This window comes from Nocardia sp. TBRC8007, from assembly GCF_056629435.1.
On record NZ_JBWSOR010000001.1, the window covers coordinates 446,510 to 462,465 of the forward strand.

Here is a 15,956-nt window from a genome sequence, read left to right on the forward strand (position 1 = left end):
CGGCCAGCACGGCGCCGACGGCGCATGTCGTCTGCGTCCCGCGGTGTGGGCAGACCGCGTCGAGCCGCCCCGCCCGCGCCATTGCGGTTGCGCCTCGGTGTCGGACGAGTGGTGATGTTGGCCGCACTCGCTGTTGTCGCGTTGCAGTTGCTGTGGGTGCAGAGCATCGCGGCCCCTGGACTGTCAGCACAGTCTGCCAGTCAACGCACCACCCACCAGGCCGACCCGGCGGTCCGCGGACCGATCACCGACCGCAACGGCAGATCGCTGGCCTTCACCATCTCCGCCAAAGCCTTGACTTTTCAACCGGTCCGGGTTCGCCGGGAGCTGGCAGCGGCCAAGGCTGCCAGTGACACGGCGCCCGATCCGGACGAACGGTTGCACGACATCGCCCGCACTGTTCACCAGAAGCTGGGCAAGGCCGCCCCCTCGGAAGCGGATCTGCTGACGAAGCTGCGTAGTGACGACCTGTTCGTGTATTTGGCCCGCAATGTGGATCCGCAGGTCGCGGGTGAGATCACCAAGCAGTTCCCCCAGGTCGGCTCAGAGCAGCAAAGCATTCGGGTGTATCCCGGTGGTTCCTTGGCAGCGAACGTCGTCGGTGCCACCGGGTGGGACGGTCACGGACAAATCGGGCTGGAATCCTCCCTGGACTCGATACTGGCCGGAACCGATGGGTCTTACACCTACGATCGTGGCTCCGACGGTACGGTCATCCCGGGCAGCTGGCGCGACGAGCAGCCTGCGGTCGATGGGTCGGCGGTCGAGCTGACCTTGGATTCGGATCTGCAGTACTACGTGCAGCAACAGCTGCAGCAGGCCAAAGATCTCTCCGGTGCGGGTGCCGCTTCGGCGGTTGTCCTGGATGCCAAGACCGGGCAAGTTCTCGCCATGGCCAACGACAACACCTTCAATCCGGCGCTGGGACCGCAGAGGTGGGCCGACGCCAACCTGAGCAATCCATCGGTCATGGACACGTTCGAACCTGGTTCGGTAAACAAGATCATCACTGCGGCCGCAGCTATCGAATACGGTGTCACTAGTCCCGACGAGGTGCATCAGGTGCCCGGCGCTATCCGGATGGCGGGTGTCACAGTGCACGACGCATGGTCGCATGATGTCGAGCCGTACACCACCACAGGAATTTTCGGCCGTTCGTCGAATGTGGGCACGCTCATGCTCGCCCAGCGGATAGGCGAGGATCGTTTCGCCGATATGGCGCACCGGTTCGGGCTCGGCCAGCGCACCGGGATCGGTCTGCCGGGAGAGAGTTCAGGGCTGATGCCGGACCAGGCGCAGTGGTCCGGTGGCACATTCGCGAACCTGCCCATCGGGCAGGGGCTTTCGGTGACCACGCTACAGATGACCGCCATGTACCAGGCCATCGCCAATGACGGTGTCCGTATCCCACCCCGGATCATCCGGGCGGTGATCGCGCCGGACGGTACCAAGACCGAGAGGACTCAGCCCGATGGGGTACGGGTGGTAAGTCCGCAGACCGCGGCCACCGTGCGGACTATGTTCCAAGCAGTTGTACAACGCGACCCGATGAATGCGAATCAGAACGGTACCGGTTGGCCTGCGGCTGTCGAGGGCTATCGGGTGGCGGGCAAGACCGGAACCGCGCAGAAGGTGGACCCCGATTGCCGGTGCTATTCCACGTCGTCGTTCTGGATCACTTTCGCGGGCATGGTCCCTGCGGACAACCCACGTTACGTGATCGGGCTCATGCTCGACGCACCCGTGCGTAGCTCCGACGGCAGCGGTGGTGGTTCGGCGGCTCCGCTATTCCACAACATCGCTTCGTGGGCGCTGCAGCGTGATCGCATCCCACCCTCGACGCAGCCGCCCGAACGATTCGTGCTGCAAGCGGGGTGATCGGTGCGCCGCCTCTGCACGATCGGCGTGTGAGGCATGCGGAAGGCATCGGCACTATATGGAGGAAATTGCAGGTGGAGGTGGCATTCGAGAAGCGGCGGCACACGGCGGTGCGTGCTGGCTGCCGCAGTCTCGTTTCGTGGCTTCCGCCCTCCGCGTGGGATGTTACGGGTAACAAAGGCGAAGTCATAGGGTGCGGTAGGCGTCGTCGGCGACTGTGCAATGGGGCCGCGTGGCCCCGTCGTGATCGGACGACGGTAATCTGACACGTCGATCGATTCCCGAAAGGAGCCTGGTTCCTGTGCAGTCCGGTCAACCGCGCGTGCTGCGGCCTGTGCATGTGCAGGCGACACCGCTGGCGTCGCTGGCTGCTTGTATCGGGGCTGTGGTGGGCCCGGACACTGCGATGAGCCCGAAATCGGTGATGCGTGATGTGTCGGTCACCGGCATCGAACAGCGCTCACATGCTGTCTTGCCCGGCGACATGTTCGCCGCGTTGCCAGGGGCTCGCGCACATGGCGCGCGTTTCGTGCGGGACGCGCTGGCCCGTGGCGCGGTCGCGATAGTGACCGATGCGGCGGGCGCGGAGTTGGCCGGTCGCCTGGAGGTGCCGGTGTTGGTGCTGGAGCATCCGAGGGCAGTGCTCGGTGAGCTGTCGGCAACGATCTACGGCAACCCATCCGACCGGTTGCGTATTGTCGGGATCACCGGAACCTCGGGCAAGACGACAACCTCTTATCTGGTAGAGGCTGGTCTGGCCGCTGCGGGGCTGTCCACCGCGCTGATCGGCACTATCGAGACGAGAGTCGGTGGCAGGCGGGTGCCGAGTGCGTTGACCACCCCGGAGGCGCCGCAGTTGCACGCGATGTTCGCTCTCATGGTCGAGCAGGGGGTGGACGCGGTGGTGATGGAGGTATCCAGCCACGCGCTGACGCTGGGCCGAGTGGACGGGGTGCGATTCGCGGTAGGAGCGTTCACCAATCTGTCCCAGGACCATCTGGATTTCCACGCTGACTTCGATGATTATTTCGCCGCCAAACGTAAGCTGTTCGAGCCGGATTCACCGGTGGCGGCGCGTACCGCCGTAGTATGCGTGGATGATGAGTGGGGGCGGCGACTGGCTGCCGGGTTGTCGAGCCCTACCACTGTATCGACCACTCGGGACGCCGTCTGGACTACCACAGGCGAGTTTTCGGCGCCCAGCGGTGAACAGGACTTCACCGTATCCGGGCCACAAGGGGAGGTCGCGGTGCGGCTGCGACTTCCCGGCCGTTACAACGTCACCAATGGTCTGCTCGCCGTCGCTGTGTGCGCCGAGGCGGGAGTCGAGCCCTCGGTCGCCGCGCCCGCGCTGGCAACTGTGGACGTGCCGGGCAGGATGCAGCGGGTAGAGCGCGGTCAGAGCTTTCTGGCGATGGTCGACTACGCGCACAAGCCTGCGGCGTTGGAGTCCGTGATCGCCACGCTGCGTAGCCATCTGGAGGCGGATACCGGGGGACGGCTCGTGGTGGTGGTCGGTGCGGGCGGCGATCGTGATACAGGCAAGCGACCGTTGATGGGCGCAGTGGGCGCGCGCGGCGCCGATTTGCTGATCATTACCGACGACAATCCGCGCAGCGAGGACCCGGTGGCCATTCGCGCCGCCATACGTTCAGGCACGCTGGAAGTGTCCGAGGTCGAACGCGGTGTGGTGTGCGAGATCGGCGACAGGGCGGAGGCGATCGCGGCCGCGGTGGCGTGGGCGCGCCCCGGAGATGTGGTGCTGATCGCGGGCAAAGGACATGAGATAGGGCAGGAGATCCAGGGCGTGAAGTACCCGTTCGATGACCGCGAGGTACTCGCGGACGCATTGGAGAGACTGAGTCCGCAAGGTAACCACGCGGAGGACTTGACGGTTTCATGATCGAGATGACATTGCGGGAGATCGCCGATGCCGTCGGCGGTACGCTGCACGATATCGCGGACCCAGAGGTGCGAGTGACCGGCGCGGTCGAATTCGATTCGCGTCGTATCGGTTTCGGTGATCTGTTCTTGGCGCTGCCCGGCGGCAGTTCCGACGGCCATGACTACGCGGGCGCGGCGATCACAGCAGGCGCGGTCGCGGTGCTGGCGGCACGGCCGGTCGGGGTGCCCGCCATTGTCGTCGCGCCTACTCCCGGTGCTGTGTCGGCGAGTTCGGTTGCCCTGGCCAATGATCCGGATGGTTCCGGTGCGGCTGTGCTCGCTGCCTTGGCCATGCTGGCGCGCACTGTCATCGCGCGTTTGATCGCCGAGAGCGGGCTCACTGTTGTTGGCGTCACCGGCTCTTCTGGCAAGACCTCGACCAAGGATCTGTTGGCCGCTGTATTGACTCCGTTGGGCTCAGTAGTCGCCCCGCCCGGATCGTTCAACAATGAGCTCGGTCACCCGTGGACCGCATTACGCGCTGATGTGGACACTCGATTCCTAGTGCTCGAGTTGTCCGCTCGGGGGCCGGGGCATATCGCCGCGCTGGCCGAAGTGGCGCCGCCGCGTATCGGTGTTGTGCTCAATGTCGGCACGGCGCACCTCGGTAAGTTCGGCAGCCGCGAGGCCATCGCGAAGACCAAGGGCGAATTGGTCGAGGCGCTGCCTTCTACGGGACTCGCCGTGCTCAACGCCGATGATCCCAAGGTCGCCGCGATGGCCGCACGCACTTCGGCGCGGGTAGTGCTGGTCGGGCAGGCCGAGACCGCCGATATCCGCGCCACCGAGATACGACTCGACGACCAGGCCAGGGCCGCGTTCACTGTGCACACTCCAGTAGGCAGCGCACCGGTTCGGTTGGCCGTGCACGGCGAGCACCATGTCGGCAATGCGCTGTCGGCGATCGCGGTCGCGCTCGAATGCGGTGCGGGTCTGCACGATGTGACAGCCGCACTGTCCGGTGCGCACGCCGCATCGGTGCGCCGAATGGATGTGCGGACCACCGCCGACGGGATCACGGTCGTCAACGATTCCTACAACGCCAATCCAGACTCGGTCCGCGCCGCACTCAAGGCGCTGGCGAGCATGGCGTGCGCAGGCCGGACTCGGCGACGCAGCTGGGCGGTGCTCGGCGAGATGGGCGAGCTCGGAGAGCAATCCGTACTGGAGCACGATGCGATCGGCAGGCTCGCTGTACGGCTGGATGTCAGCAGAGTTGTCGTCGTCGGTACCGGAAGGCCATCCAGGGCGTTGCATCAGGGAGCCGTGCTGGAAGGGTCGTGGGGTGAGGAATCGGTCCTCGTTCCGGATATCGAGGCGGCGATCGCCCTGTTGGACGAGGAAGTCGTAGCGGGTGACGTCGTGCTGGTCAAAGCATCCAAGTCGGTCGGCCTGTGGGAGGTCGCCGAGCATCTGACCGATCCGGGCGCCGTGGCTGTACGCAGTGTAGGCACGACAGGCGGTGGGGCGGGGCACGGTACGGGCGGTGGGGCGGGGCACGGCACGGAGGCAGCAGGATGAGACAGATTCTCTTCTCCGCAGCGATTGCGCTGACGGTCTCGATCCTGCTCACCCCGCTGTTGATCAGGCTGTTCGCCAAACAAGGCTTCGGCCAAGAGATCAGGGTCGACGGGCCGGCCAGTCATCAGGCCAAGCGCGGCACTCCGACCATGGGCGGCGTCGCCATTCTGGTCGGGATGTGGGCAGGCTATCTGGGATCCCATCTGATCGGTATCGGCTATAACGCTGAAGGGCCGACGGCATCGGCGTTGCTGGTACTCGGCCTGGCCACGGCGCTCGGCACGGTGGGTTTCATCGACGACTTCATCAAAATTCGTAAGCAGCGCAACCTTGGTTTGACCGCGGCGGGTAAATACCTTGGTCAGTTGTCCGCGGCTGTGGTCTTCGGCATACTCGCGCTGCAATTCAACGGGGCGAGCGGGCTGACTCCTGCCAGCAGACATCTGTCCTATGTGCGCGACATCAGCACGGTGACCATGGGTGTGGTCGTCTTCCTGGTGTTCGTGTGCTTTGTGGTCGTCGCGTGGTCCAATGCGGTGAACCTCACGGACGGATTGGACGGACTGGCCGCCGGATCGATGAGCCTGGTCTTGGGTGGGTACGTGATCATCACTTTCTGGCAGTACTATCACGCCTGCGAGACCAAGCCAGAGGCTGGTTGTTACAACGTGCGCGATCCGCTGGATCTCGCCCTTGTCTGTGCCGCGGGCGCGGCGGCGTGCGTGGGATTCCTGTGGTGGAACGCGGCTCCGGCCAAGATCTTCATGGGTGACACCGGTTCGTTGGCTCTGGGCGGCTTGCTGGCCGGTCTGTCCATCACCACTCGTACCGAGCTGCTGATGATAGTCATCGGTGCGCTGTTCGTCGCCGAAACGGCATCGGTGGTGTTGCAGGTCGCGGTCTTCCGCACGACGCGCAATCGATTGTTCAAGATGGCTCCGTTCCATCATCACTTCGAACTCAGTAAATGGGCCGAGACGACGGTGATCATCAGATTCTGGTTACTGGCCGCGATAGCCTCCGCTGTCGGGCTCGGACTGTTCTACAGCGAATACCTTTCTGCGGTCGGGTGAACGAGATGGTCGAACATTCTCCTCGGGCGCTACGTTCCCCTGGGCCCATGCTGGAATTCCTACGCGGTCGAGAGGTCCTGGTCGCGGGTTGGGGTGTCTCCGGGCGCTCGTTGGTCGAGCCATTGCGTGATATCGGTGCTCGCCCGGTGGTCACCGACAGCGGTGCCGCCGCACTGGCCGAGGCTGCCGGGCTAGGCGTGGATGTAGCCACCAGCGCGGAGCTGGAGGTCGTCGACTGGAGCCGGTTCGCGTTGGTGATCACGAGCCCGGGTTGGCGACCGGATTCGCCGGTGCTCGTCTCTGCGGTGACCGAGGGCACGCCGGTATGGGGCGATGTGGAATTCGCCTGGTGGGTCGACCAGGCCAGGATCTACGGACCAGTCCGAAAATGGCTGGTTATCACTGGTACCAACGGCAAGACCACGACAACACAGATGACCCATGCGATCCTGCGTGCTGCAGGTATCGCCAGTGTTGCTTGCGGCAATATCGGTCTTCCGATCCTGGACGCGTTGCGGCGTAATCCGGGTCCGCAAGTGCTCGCCGTCGAACTGTCCTCGTTCCAGTTGCATTGGGCGCCGTCGGTGCGACCGGAGGCTGGGGTGGTGCTCAATATCGCCGAAGATCATTTGGATTGGCATGGTGGTCTGGACGCCTATGCTGCGGCGAAGGCCCGTGCGCTGCTCGGTCGGGTCGGAGTGGTCGGTCTGGACGATCGGGTCGCGGCCTCGCTGGTGCGTAAATCCAAAGCTCGCCGGACTGTGGGTTTTCGGGTCGGGGTGCCTGCGGACGGCGAACTCGGTGTGGTCGACGGCAAATTACTCGACCGTGCGTTCACCAAGGCCGCGATTCTCGCCGAGGTCGGCGATATCAGCCCGCCTGGTCCTGCGGGTGTCGCTGATGCGCTTGCTGCGTCCGCGCTGACCAGAGCGATCGATGTGGCGCCCCAGTTCGTTCGAGAGGGCTTGATAGCGCACAAAGTCGGTCCGCATCGATCGGCGCTTGTACGCGAGCTGGCCGGGGTCGAGTTCGTGGATGACTCCAAGGCCACCAATCCGCATGCGGCCCGCTCCTCGATCCTGGCGCATCCACACGTGATCTGGGTGGCCGGTGGCCTGATCAAGGGTGCACATATCGAGGACCTGATCGAGGAGGTCGCAGCCAGGCTGGTCGCGGCGGTGTTGATCGGCGCCGACGCACCGGTGATCGCGGCCGCGTTGGCACGACACGCGCCCGAGGTACCGGTCGTGGAGTTGGCCTTAGGAGACGATGCGGGAATGGGTGATGAAGCGGCAGCGGTCGACAAAGCGTCGAAGATGGCTGCTGCTGAAGCCATGATGGCGCGTGCGGTACGCGCGGCGGCGGGATTCGCCCGCGGTGGCGACACCGTTCTCCTGGCGCCTGCCGCTGCGTCGCTGGACATGTTCGTCGATTACGCGCACCGGGGTCGCAGTTTCGCCGCAGCGGTGCATACCTTGGAAGACGGTGACATCGGACGGCGACTGTGACGGAAGCGGCGCGACGTAAGCGTGGGCCGGTTCCCCGATTCGGAACCTGGCTGGCGCGGCCGCTCGCGTCGTTCCATCTAGTGGTCACCATCGCCACCCTGCTCACCGTGCTCGGATTGGTGATGGTGTTGTCGGCTTCCAGTGTCGAAGCCTATGCAGACGGTGGATCGGCCTACTCGCTGTTCATCCAGCAAGCACTGTTCGCCGTGGTCGGAGTGGGGCTGTTCTACCTGGCGCTATGTATTCCGCTGCGCAGGCTGCGGCAGTGGTCTTTCCCGCTGTTCGCGTTGTCGGTGCTCGCGTTGGTCCTGGTGCTCATCCCTGGTATCGGCACGCAAGTGCAAGGAGCTCGACGCTGGCTGGTATTCGGGCCGATCTCGGTGCAACCATCGGAGATCGTGAAGGTGACTCTGGTGGTCTGGGGGGCGCATCTGTTGGCCTCCCGCCGTGCCGCGCACGCGAATCTCAAGGAGATTCTGGTTCCGCTGGTTCCCGCCGGCTTGCTGGTGTGTTTGCTCGTGGTGCTGCAACCGAATCTGTCCACCACGATCGCTCTTGGTATCGTGCTCGCTGCGCTGCTGTGGTTCGGTGGCCTTCCAGTGCGCCTTTTCGTGACGATCGCACTGTCCGGTGCGATCGCCGCAACAGTACTCGCATTGTCCGCGGGTTATCGCTCCGATCGTATGCGGGCCTACTTCAACCCGGGAGATGACCCTCAGGGCATCAACTATCAGGCCCGTCAGGCCCGGTATTCTTTGGCCGATGGCGGCATCTGGGGGCGTGGACTCGGTCAGAGTCGGGCCAAGTGGGATTACCTGCCCAATGCGCACAACGACTTCATCTTCGCGATCATCGGTGAAGAACTGGGATATTTCGGTTGCGCGCTGGTGCTCGGTTTGTTCGCCTTGTTCGTCTATACCGGTCTGCGTATCGCGTCCCGTTCGGTAGATCCGTTCCTACGGCTTCTCACTGCGTCCGCGACGACGTGGATCACCGCTCAGGCGCTGATCAATACCGGCTACGTGGTCGGCTTGCTTCCGGTGACCGGTCTGCAGCTGCCGCTGGTCTCCGCGGGAGGATCATCCCTGGCTATCACGCTGTTCATGTTCGGTGTCATCGCGAACGCGGCCAGACATGAGCCGGAGGCGGTGTCTGCACTGCGTGCCGGATACGACGGTCGTTTCAGCAGGCTGTTGCGATTGCCTGAGCCCGAGGTGTACGCACCGGCTCGCCCCAGCGTGGCGCGGCGGGGCCGGACGAGCGGATCTGCGGAGCTCGGACCGCCGCCGCTGTCGCAGAGCAGGCGTGCGCGGTACGGTACCGAACCGGTGCGGCGCCGATCAGCGCAGAGCAGGGGCACCAGCTCGGCACGCGCTACTCGAGCATGGGAACCCAGCTATCCGGTCAATCACGCAAGAGAACGGGGAAAGTCCAGGTGATCTCGGTAATTGTCGCAGGTGGCGGCACAGCGGGACACATCGAGCCCGCACTGGCAGTGGCGGACGCTTTGCGGCGACTCGACGGGTCGATCCGGGTGACAGCATTGGGTACCGAACGTGGGCTGGAGACTCGTCTGGTCCCCGAGCGGGGCTATCCGCTGGAGTTGATCCCTCCGGTTCCCTTGCCGCGTAAGCCGACGGCTGAACTGTTGCGGTTGCCAGGACGAGTGCGGGCCGCAGTGGTCGCCACCAGATCGGTGATCGAGGAGGTCGCCGCCGATGTGATCATCGGATTCGGCGGTTATGTGGCGCTGCCGGCGTATCTCGCTGCCAGCGGGGTGCTGCTGCCTCGTCGGCGCGCGGTTCCTGTGGTGGTGCACGAAGCGAACGTCAAGGCAGGCATCGCGAACAAGATCGGCGCACGCCGCGCCGCGCGAGTGCTTGCCGCCGTCCCCGGTTCGGGCCTGCCGAATGCTCAGGTCGTGGGGATACCGGTGCGCGAATCGATTACCGGACTCGACCGTGCCGCGCTCCGCGCTGAGGCACGCGCGCACTTCGGCCTGCCCGCCGTGGGGCCGGTACTGCTGGTTTTCGGCGGTTCCCAAGGGGCACGGACCTTGAATAAGGCGGTGTCCGCGGCCGCACCTCAGCTCGCCGCCGCCGGCATCTCGGTGTTGCACGCGCACGGTCCGAAGAACACGCTCGAGCTGGACGGCTCCGTTACCTCCGGTCAGCTGAACGCCCGCTATAGGGCGGTACCGTATCTGTCTCGGATGGATCTTGCATATGCGGCTGCTGATGCGGTGGTCTGCAGGTCGGGCGCGATGACCGTCGCGGAGGTCTCCGCAGTCGGGCTGCCTGCGTTCTATGTGCCACTGCCACACGGTAACGGGGAGCAGGAACTCAATGCTGGGCCGGTGGTGGGTCAAGGTGGTGGCAGAATCGTCCCCGATGCCGAATTGACGCCGAAGTATGTGATCGATGAGGTGATTGCGCTGCTCATGGATTCCGCACGGCTTATCGAGATGGGTCGGGCCGCCGCCAGCGCCGGACACCGCGACGCCGCCGACGCAGTGGCGCGAATCGCGAGGGAGGTGGCCTGCTGATGAGCGACGTCGTCGCGTCCGGGGTGAGGCCACACGTTCCAGAGCGGATCGCGCTGCCGCCGGAACTGACACGTGTCCATATGGTCGGTATCGGAGGGGCTGGTATGTCCGGTATCGCCCGGATTCTGCTTGCCCGAGGTGGTGCGGTGTCGGGTTCGGACGCCAGGGAGAGCCGTGGTGTACTCGCACTGCGAGCACGGGGCGCGCAGGTGCGGATCGGACACGACGCTACCGCGCTCGACCTGCTGCCAGGCGGCCCGACCTCGGTAGTCACCACGTACGCGGCTATCCCGAAGTCCAATCCCGAACTGGTCGAGGCCGCTCGACGTGAGATTCCCGTGCTACTGCGTCCCACCGTACTGGCCGCCCTTATGCAGGGACACCGCACTCTGCTCGTGTCCGGCACGCACGGCAAGACCTCGACTACCTCGATGCTGATCGTTTCATTGCAACACTGTGGGGTCGACCCGTCCTTCGCGGTAGGGGGTGAGTTGAACGAGGCGGGCACCAATGCTCATCACGGCACCGGTGATATCTTCGTGGCCGAAGCTGATGAGAGCGACGGCTCGCTGCTGCAGTACGAACCGGATGTCGCCATCATCACCAACATCGAGTCCGATCACCTGGACTTCTTCGGTTCCGACGAGGCCTACGTGCAGGTCTTCGATGATTTTGTCGACCGGCTCGCTCCGGGTGGTCTGCTGGTAGCGTGCCTGGACGATCCGGGTTCACTGGAGTTGGTCGAGCGGCTCGGCGCGCGATTGGCGCAGAAGAACGTTCAGGTCCTCGGCTATGGATCCGGTGATCTCGCTGACGCGCCGGTCGCGGTGGGCGCTCGGCTGCACAGTTGGCAGCCGCGTGATGTCGGAGGGATCGCGCAGTTCCAGCTTTCCGACGAGGCCGCTCCGCGCACTCTGCGGCTCTCGGTGCCGGGCAGGCATATGGCGCTCAACGCGCTCGGCGCCCTGCTCGCAGCCCGTGCTACCGGCGCCGACGTGGGCGACATCGTCCAGGGCTTGGAAGGGTTCGGCGGTGTGCACCGCCGGTTCCAGTTCGCCGGACGGGAGAACGGCGTACGCGTCTTCGACGATTATGCCCATCATCCCACCGAGGTGCGCGCTGTCCTCGGCGCTGCCGCCGAACTGGTTCAACAGGAGGCACGGGACGGCGCCCGGTCTCGGCAAGGGCGGGTCATCGTGGTTTTCCAGCCGCACCTCTACAGCCGCACCGCGACCTTCGCGCAGGATTTCGGTGCTGCGTTGAGCTTGGCCGACGAGGTCGTCGTGCTCGACGTTTACGGTGCCAGAGAAAAGCCGTTGCCCGGAGTGAACGGTGCGCTGGTGGCGCAGGCGGTTACGAAACCGGTGTACTACCAGCCGGACATGTCTCGGGTCGGTCGTCAGGTCGCAGGGCTGGCGCTGCCTGGCGATGTGGTGATCACCATGGGTGCGGGGGATGTGACCATGTTGGGTACACAGATCCTCGACGGGCTCCGGGCGCGGCCCCAGCACGGACGGTGACCCGACATGCGCGGGTTCGGAGCGGGGCGTTGGACCGGACGTCGCATGGGTGATCGGTTCGGCGCGCCAGAATGGCGCCGAATCCGGATATGGGGATCGCTGGTTGTGTGCGTGCTTGTCGGGGCAGGCATTATTGCCTGGTTTACTCCGGTGTTCTCGGTGCGCACTGTGCAGATCGAGGGCGCGGTCACCGTGCCCGAACAACAGGTGCGTGATCTGCTGGAAATCCCCCCTGGCCGCCCTATGCTGCGTGTCGACACCGCAGGGATAGCGCGGCGGGTGGCGAGTATTCCGAAAGTACGTGCAGTGCGGGTACAGCGGGTTTTTCCGTTCACTGTTCGGATCACGCTTGTCGAGCGGACTCCAGTGGTGTTCTATGAGGGCCCGCAGGGTGCGCACCTGCTCGACGCGGAGGGAGTGGAATTCGCGATCGGACCTGTGCCGATCGGCGTGCCGAAGCTGATCACCGATCATCCGGGCGGTGCGGACCCGGTGACCGAGGCTGCGGTATCGATACTCGCCGTCATGCCCGCCGCGTTGAGCATTCAGGTGGACGAGATTGTGGCACGGTCCATTTCAGATATTTCGCTCACACTGAAGGATGGACGCACGGTACTCTGGGGCGGGGCCAGCGACGCCGAGCGGAAGTCGGCGGTCGTACTTCCTCTGTTGACGCGTCCTGGAACGGTGTTCGATGTTTCGAGTCCCAATCTGGTCACGGTAAAGTGACACACGCCCAAGGTATTCAGCAGACTTTCACTGGTCCGGAAGCAGTCCCGGCGTGCGGGGGTGGGCCTGGGGGCACCGCCGTACCATACGGTGTATGGCGCGGCGTGGCGAGCAGGATCATGCAAGATTCCGACTCCGATCTCGGCGCGCCTGCTCGCGCATCGAGACGGTTACGAATAGCGTTCCACCCCAATGGGATACTTGACATAATGCTGACCCTATGGTTTAGCTTTAGGGTTTGCCCGAGCTACGGTTCGCTCACTACAGCGGTCCGGACCACGGCTCGGGTCGAAAAGTGGCGTGCCGAGAATCCGGAAACGACCGGCTTTAGATCTAAGGAAGGCGAGAGCCCATGACGCCCCCGCACAACTACCTTGCGGTGATCAAGGTCGTCGGTATCGGCGGCGGCGGTGTGAATGCCGTCAACCGGATGATCGAGCAGGGACTCAAAGGTGTCGAGTTCATCGCGGTCAATACCGATGCGCAGGCGCTGCTGATGAGCGATGCCGACGTCAAGCTCGATGTCGGCCGGGAACTGACCCGAGGTCTCGGGGCCGGTGCGGACCCCGAGGTCGGTCGTAAAGCCGCCGAGGACCACAAGGACGAGATCGAAGAGGTGCTCAAGGGCGCCGATATGGTCTTCGTGACTGCGGGGGAAGGTGGTGGTACCGGTACCGGTGGCGCCCCGGTCGTCGCGCAGATCGCTCGCAAGCTCGGGGCGCTCACGATCGGTGTGGTCACCCGTCCGTTCTCGTTCGAGGGCAAGCGACGCGGCAATCAGGCCGAAGTGGGCATCAATTTGCTGCGCGAGTCGTGCGACACACTGATCGTCATCCCGAACGACCGATTGCTCCAGCTCGGTGACGCTGCGGTGAGCCTGATGGACGCCTTCCGTTCGGCGGACGAGGTGTTGCTCAACGGTGTGCAAGGCATCACCGACCTGATCACCACTCCCGGTCTGATCAACGTCGACTTCGCGGATGTCAAGAGCGTGATGTCCGGAGCGGGCAGCGCGCTGATGGGCATCGGTTCGGCGCGCGGTGAGGGTCGTTCGGTCAAAGCGGCGGAGACGGCGATCAACTCACCGCTGCTCGAGGCATCCATGGATGGTGCGCACGGGGTACTGTTGTCGATCGCGGGCGGATCGGATCTGGGTCTGTTCGAGATCAACGAGGCCGCATCGCTGGTCCAGGAGGCCGCGCATATCGAGGCCAACATCATCTTCGGCACCGTGATCGACGACTCGCTCGGCGACGAGGTGCGGGTCACCGTGATCGCGGCAGGTTTCGACGGCGGTGGTCCTGCCCGGCGCACTTTCGACCCCGCGAGCCGAGTCACCATAGGCTCGGCGCGTTCTGGAGAGATCGGGCAGAGTCGCGTCGGTGAGCTTCCGCCGCGCAACTCCGACAGCACGACGGGCGCCTCCGCACCTGGCGCGGTGCCCAGCTATCGAGAGCCTGAACGGACACGCACCCAGGCCGAGCCTGCCGTCCCGAACAGTCCGCGCTCGCCCATCGCGCCGTCGGATGCCGACGACGATGACGATGTGGACGTGCCGTCATTCATGCGGAGGGGCTAGCTGCCCGCGGGTTTCCGAGAATCCGGGACTGAGTTCGGGAAGCGGTCCTTGTAGAGGCAGCGCGCGGGCTTCCGCTGCGCGGCACTAGGCTCGCGTTATGACTATCGCGTCGGCAACGACTGTTCGACGGGTCACCACGACCAGGTCCGGAGGCTACTCGGAACCACCGTACGACTCGTTCAACCTCGGTGGCCATGTCGGTGACGATCCGGTGGCTGTGCGGCGCAACCGGGAACGGCTGGCTGCGGGAATCGGTCTGACACCCGAGCGTCTGGTCTGGATGGAGCAGATCCATGGTCGTGCCGTGGAGATCGTCGATAGTCCGCGCGTCCAGCCCGTTCCCGCTACCGACGCCCTCGTGACGACCACGCCCGGCCTAGCGCTCGTGGTGCTTACTGCCGACTGTGTTCCCGTTCTGCTGTCCGACGAGGAGGCGGGCGTGATCGCCGCGGTACATGCCGGACGCGTAAGCGCGCGTATCGGCATAGTGCCGCGCGTGCTGGCTGCGATGGCGTCGGTCGGCGCGCGCCTGGATCGGGTCGGCGCTTTCCTCGGACCTGCCGCGTCCGGCAGGCAATACGAGGTTCCCGCCACGATGCGTGCGGATGTCGAAGCGCATCTGCCCGGTAGCGCGACCACGACGGTGCGCGGCACCCCGGGACTCGATCTGCGTGCGGGCATCGCACGGCAGCTCACCGAGGCGGGTGTCGCGGCAGTTGCAGTCGATCCGCGCTGCACCATTGAAGACCGAACTCTGTTCAGCCACCGACGTGGCGCGCCGACCGGTCGGATCGCCGGAGTGATCTGGATGGAGGCCTGAGCATGAGTAGTCAGGTCCGGAGGAGGCAGTGCAGGTGAGAAGCACCGAAGTGTGGGCTACCGGAACAGAGGGAGCTGCGGCCAGAGCCGCCGAGTTGTCCGAAAATCTCTCCAGCTTGCTCGCGCGGATCGAGGCGGCTTGCCGAACAGCGGGCCGGGAACCGGAATCGGTGCGACTGCTGCCGGTGACTAAATTCTTCCCTCCCTCCGACGCGGCGATCCTCTATCAGCTGGGCAGGCGGGAGTTCGGTGAGTCGAGAGAGCAGGAGGCCGCGGCCAAGGTCGATGTGTTGCGTGCTGCGGACCACTCGGACATCCACTGGCACATGATCGGACGGTTGCAGCGGAATAAAGCGCGGAATGTGGCCCGTTGGGCGCACACTGTGCATTCGGTCGACAGCGAACGTCTGGTAAACGCCCTTGCCGCCGGCGCACGCGCCGCGCTGGACGCAGGGGAACGAACCGAACCGCTCCGGGTATTGCTCCAGGTGAGTGTGGATGACGACTCGGCACGCGGCGGTGTCACGGCAGCAGGACTTCCGAAACTCGCCGAACAGACAGCGGCCGCACCGGAGTTGCTTTTATCGGGTCTGATGGTTATTCCGCCGCTGGATACAGAAGCTGATGCCGCATTCGCGCGGCTTGCGGCTTTGCGCACCCGATTACTCGCTAATCATCCGAAAGCGACAGAGTTTTCCGCGGGGATGTCCGGTGACCTCGAGTCCGCGATCGAACACGGTTCGACGCTTGTGCGTGTCGGTACCGCCTTGATGGGCGTGCGACCGATAACCTCGGCGTAGCAAGGAAACCTCATCAGTCACATTCGACACATATGCTGGG

At 64.7% G+C, this 15,956-nt stretch carries 12 protein-coding genes; all 12 read left to right on the top strand.

The window, feature by feature from the left end; all coding sequences use genetic code 11:
• Positions 1-24: 24 nt before the first annotated feature.
• The 12 genes from ACX4ZE_RS01970 to ACX4ZE_RS02025 all read left to right on the top strand — a co-directional run bounded on the left by ACX4ZE_RS01970 (position 25) and on the right by ACX4ZE_RS02025 (position 15,916).
• Positions 25-1,878, top strand: coding sequence for a peptidoglycan D,D-transpeptidase FtsI family protein (locus ACX4ZE_RS01970; RefSeq protein ID WP_480271496.1), 1,854 nt, complete (start codon positions 25-27; stop codon positions 1,876-1,878).
• A 406-nt stretch (positions 1,879-2,284) separates the two neighbouring features.
• A complete protein-coding gene (locus ACX4ZE_RS01975) occupies positions 2,285-3,781 on the top strand; it encodes a UDP-N-acetylmuramoyl-L-alanyl-D-glutamate--2,6-diaminopimelate ligase (protein WP_480271651.1) in 1,497 nt (498 codons plus the stop codon).
• Positions 3,778-5,343 carry a UDP-N-acetylmuramoyl-tripeptide--D-alanyl-D-alanine ligase gene (locus ACX4ZE_RS01980; RefSeq protein WP_480271497.1) on the top strand — a complete coding sequence of 522 codons (1,566 nt, stop codon included), beginning with the start codon at positions 3,778-3,780 and terminating at the stop codon, positions 5,341-5,343. Before ACX4ZE_RS01975 ends, ACX4ZE_RS01980 begins: the two co-directional genes overlap by 4 nt.
• Positions 5,340-6,416, top strand: coding sequence for a phospho-N-acetylmuramoyl-pentapeptide-transferase (gene mraY / locus ACX4ZE_RS01985; protein WP_480271498.1), 1,077 nt, complete (start codon positions 5,340-5,342; stop codon positions 6,414-6,416). Before ACX4ZE_RS01980 ends, mraY begins: the two co-directional genes overlap by 4 nt.
• Before the next feature lie 47 nt (positions 6,417-6,463).
• The gene (gene murD / locus ACX4ZE_RS01990; RefSeq protein WP_480271652.1) at positions 6,464-7,924 is read left to right on the top strand and encodes a UDP-N-acetylmuramoyl-L-alanine--D-glutamate ligase; all 1,461 of its coding nucleotides are present in this window, start codon (positions 6,464-6,466) and stop codon (positions 7,922-7,924) included.
• Positions 7,921-9,363, top strand: a complete 1,443-nt coding sequence (ftsW, locus tag ACX4ZE_RS01995) for a putative lipid II flippase FtsW (RefSeq protein ID WP_480271499.1) — start codon at positions 7,921-7,923, stop codon at positions 9,361-9,363. Before murD ends, ftsW begins: the two co-directional genes overlap by 4 nt.
• The gene (gene murG, locus ACX4ZE_RS02000) at positions 9,309-10,469 is read left to right on the top strand and encodes an undecaprenyldiphospho-muramoylpentapeptide beta-N-acetylglucosaminyltransferase (RefSeq protein ID WP_480271500.1); all 1,161 of its coding nucleotides are present in this window, start codon (positions 9,309-9,311) and stop codon (positions 10,467-10,469) included. The genes ftsW and murG overlap by 55 nt, the downstream gene beginning before the upstream one ends.
• Positions 10,469-11,989: a UDP-N-acetylmuramate--L-alanine ligase gene (murC, locus tag ACX4ZE_RS02005; protein ID WP_480271501.1), complete on the top strand. Its 1,521-nt coding sequence runs from the start codon at positions 10,469-10,471 to the stop codon at positions 11,987-11,989. Before murG ends, murC begins: the two co-directional genes overlap by 1 nt.
• 6 nt (positions 11,990-11,995) lie before the next feature.
• The gene (locus ACX4ZE_RS02010) at positions 11,996-12,718 is read left to right on the top strand and encodes a cell division protein FtsQ/DivIB (protein ID WP_480271502.1); all 723 of its coding nucleotides are present in this window, start codon (positions 11,996-11,998) and stop codon (positions 12,716-12,718) included.
• 352 nt (positions 12,719-13,070) lie between these two features.
• Positions 13,071-14,297: a cell division protein FtsZ gene (gene ftsZ, locus ACX4ZE_RS02015; protein ID WP_480271503.1), complete on the top strand. Its 1,227-nt coding sequence runs from the start codon at positions 13,071-13,073 to the stop codon at positions 14,295-14,297.
• Positions 14,298-14,394: 97 nt separating this feature from the next.
• Positions 14,395-15,117 carry a peptidoglycan editing factor PgeF gene (gene pgeF, locus ACX4ZE_RS02020; protein ID WP_480271504.1) on the top strand — a complete coding sequence of 241 codons (723 nt, stop codon included), beginning with the start codon at positions 14,395-14,397 and terminating at the stop codon, positions 15,115-15,117.
• Positions 15,118-15,151: 34 nt separating this feature from the next.
• On the top strand, positions 15,152-15,916 hold the full coding sequence (locus tag ACX4ZE_RS02025) for a YggS family pyridoxal phosphate-dependent enzyme (protein WP_480271505.1): 765 nt from the start codon (positions 15,152-15,154) through the stop codon (positions 15,914-15,916).
• Positions 15,917-15,956 lie beyond the last annotated feature (40 nt).

Bases quoted from the DNA above. Each gene is read 5' to 3' on its own strand.
- mraY (WP_480271498.1), top strand. From the start codon at position 5,340: ATGAGACAGATTCTCTTCTCCGCAGCGATTGCGCTGACGGTCTCGATC.
- ACX4ZE_RS01970 (WP_480271496.1), top strand. From the start codon at position 25: ATGTCGTCTGCGTCCCGCGGTGTGGGCAGACCGCGTCGAGCCGCCCCG.
- ACX4ZE_RS01980 (WP_480271497.1), top strand. From the start codon at position 3,778: ATGATCGAGATGACATTGCGGGAGATCGCCGATGCCGTCGGCGGTACG.
- ftsZ (WP_480271503.1), top strand. From the start codon at position 13,071: ATGACGCCCCCGCACAACTACCTTGCGGTGATCAAGGTCGTCGGTATC.
- murG (WP_480271500.1), top strand. From the start codon at position 9,309: ATGGGAACCCAGCTATCCGGTCAATCACGCAAGAGAACGGGGAAAGTC.
- murC (WP_480271501.1), top strand. From the start codon at position 10,469: ATGAGCGACGTCGTCGCGTCCGGGGTGAGGCCACACGTTCCAGAGCGG.
- ACX4ZE_RS02010 (WP_480271502.1), top strand. From the start codon at position 11,996: ATGCGCGGGTTCGGAGCGGGGCGTTGGACCGGACGTCGCATGGGTGAT.
- ACX4ZE_RS01975 (WP_480271651.1), top strand. From the start codon at position 2,285: ATGAGCCCGAAATCGGTGATGCGTGATGTGTCGGTCACCGGCATCGAA.
- murD (WP_480271652.1), top strand. From the start codon at position 6,464: ATGCTGGAATTCCTACGCGGTCGAGAGGTCCTGGTCGCGGGTTGGGGT.
- pgeF (WP_480271504.1), top strand. From the start codon at position 14,395: ATGACTATCGCGTCGGCAACGACTGTTCGACGGGTCACCACGACCAGG.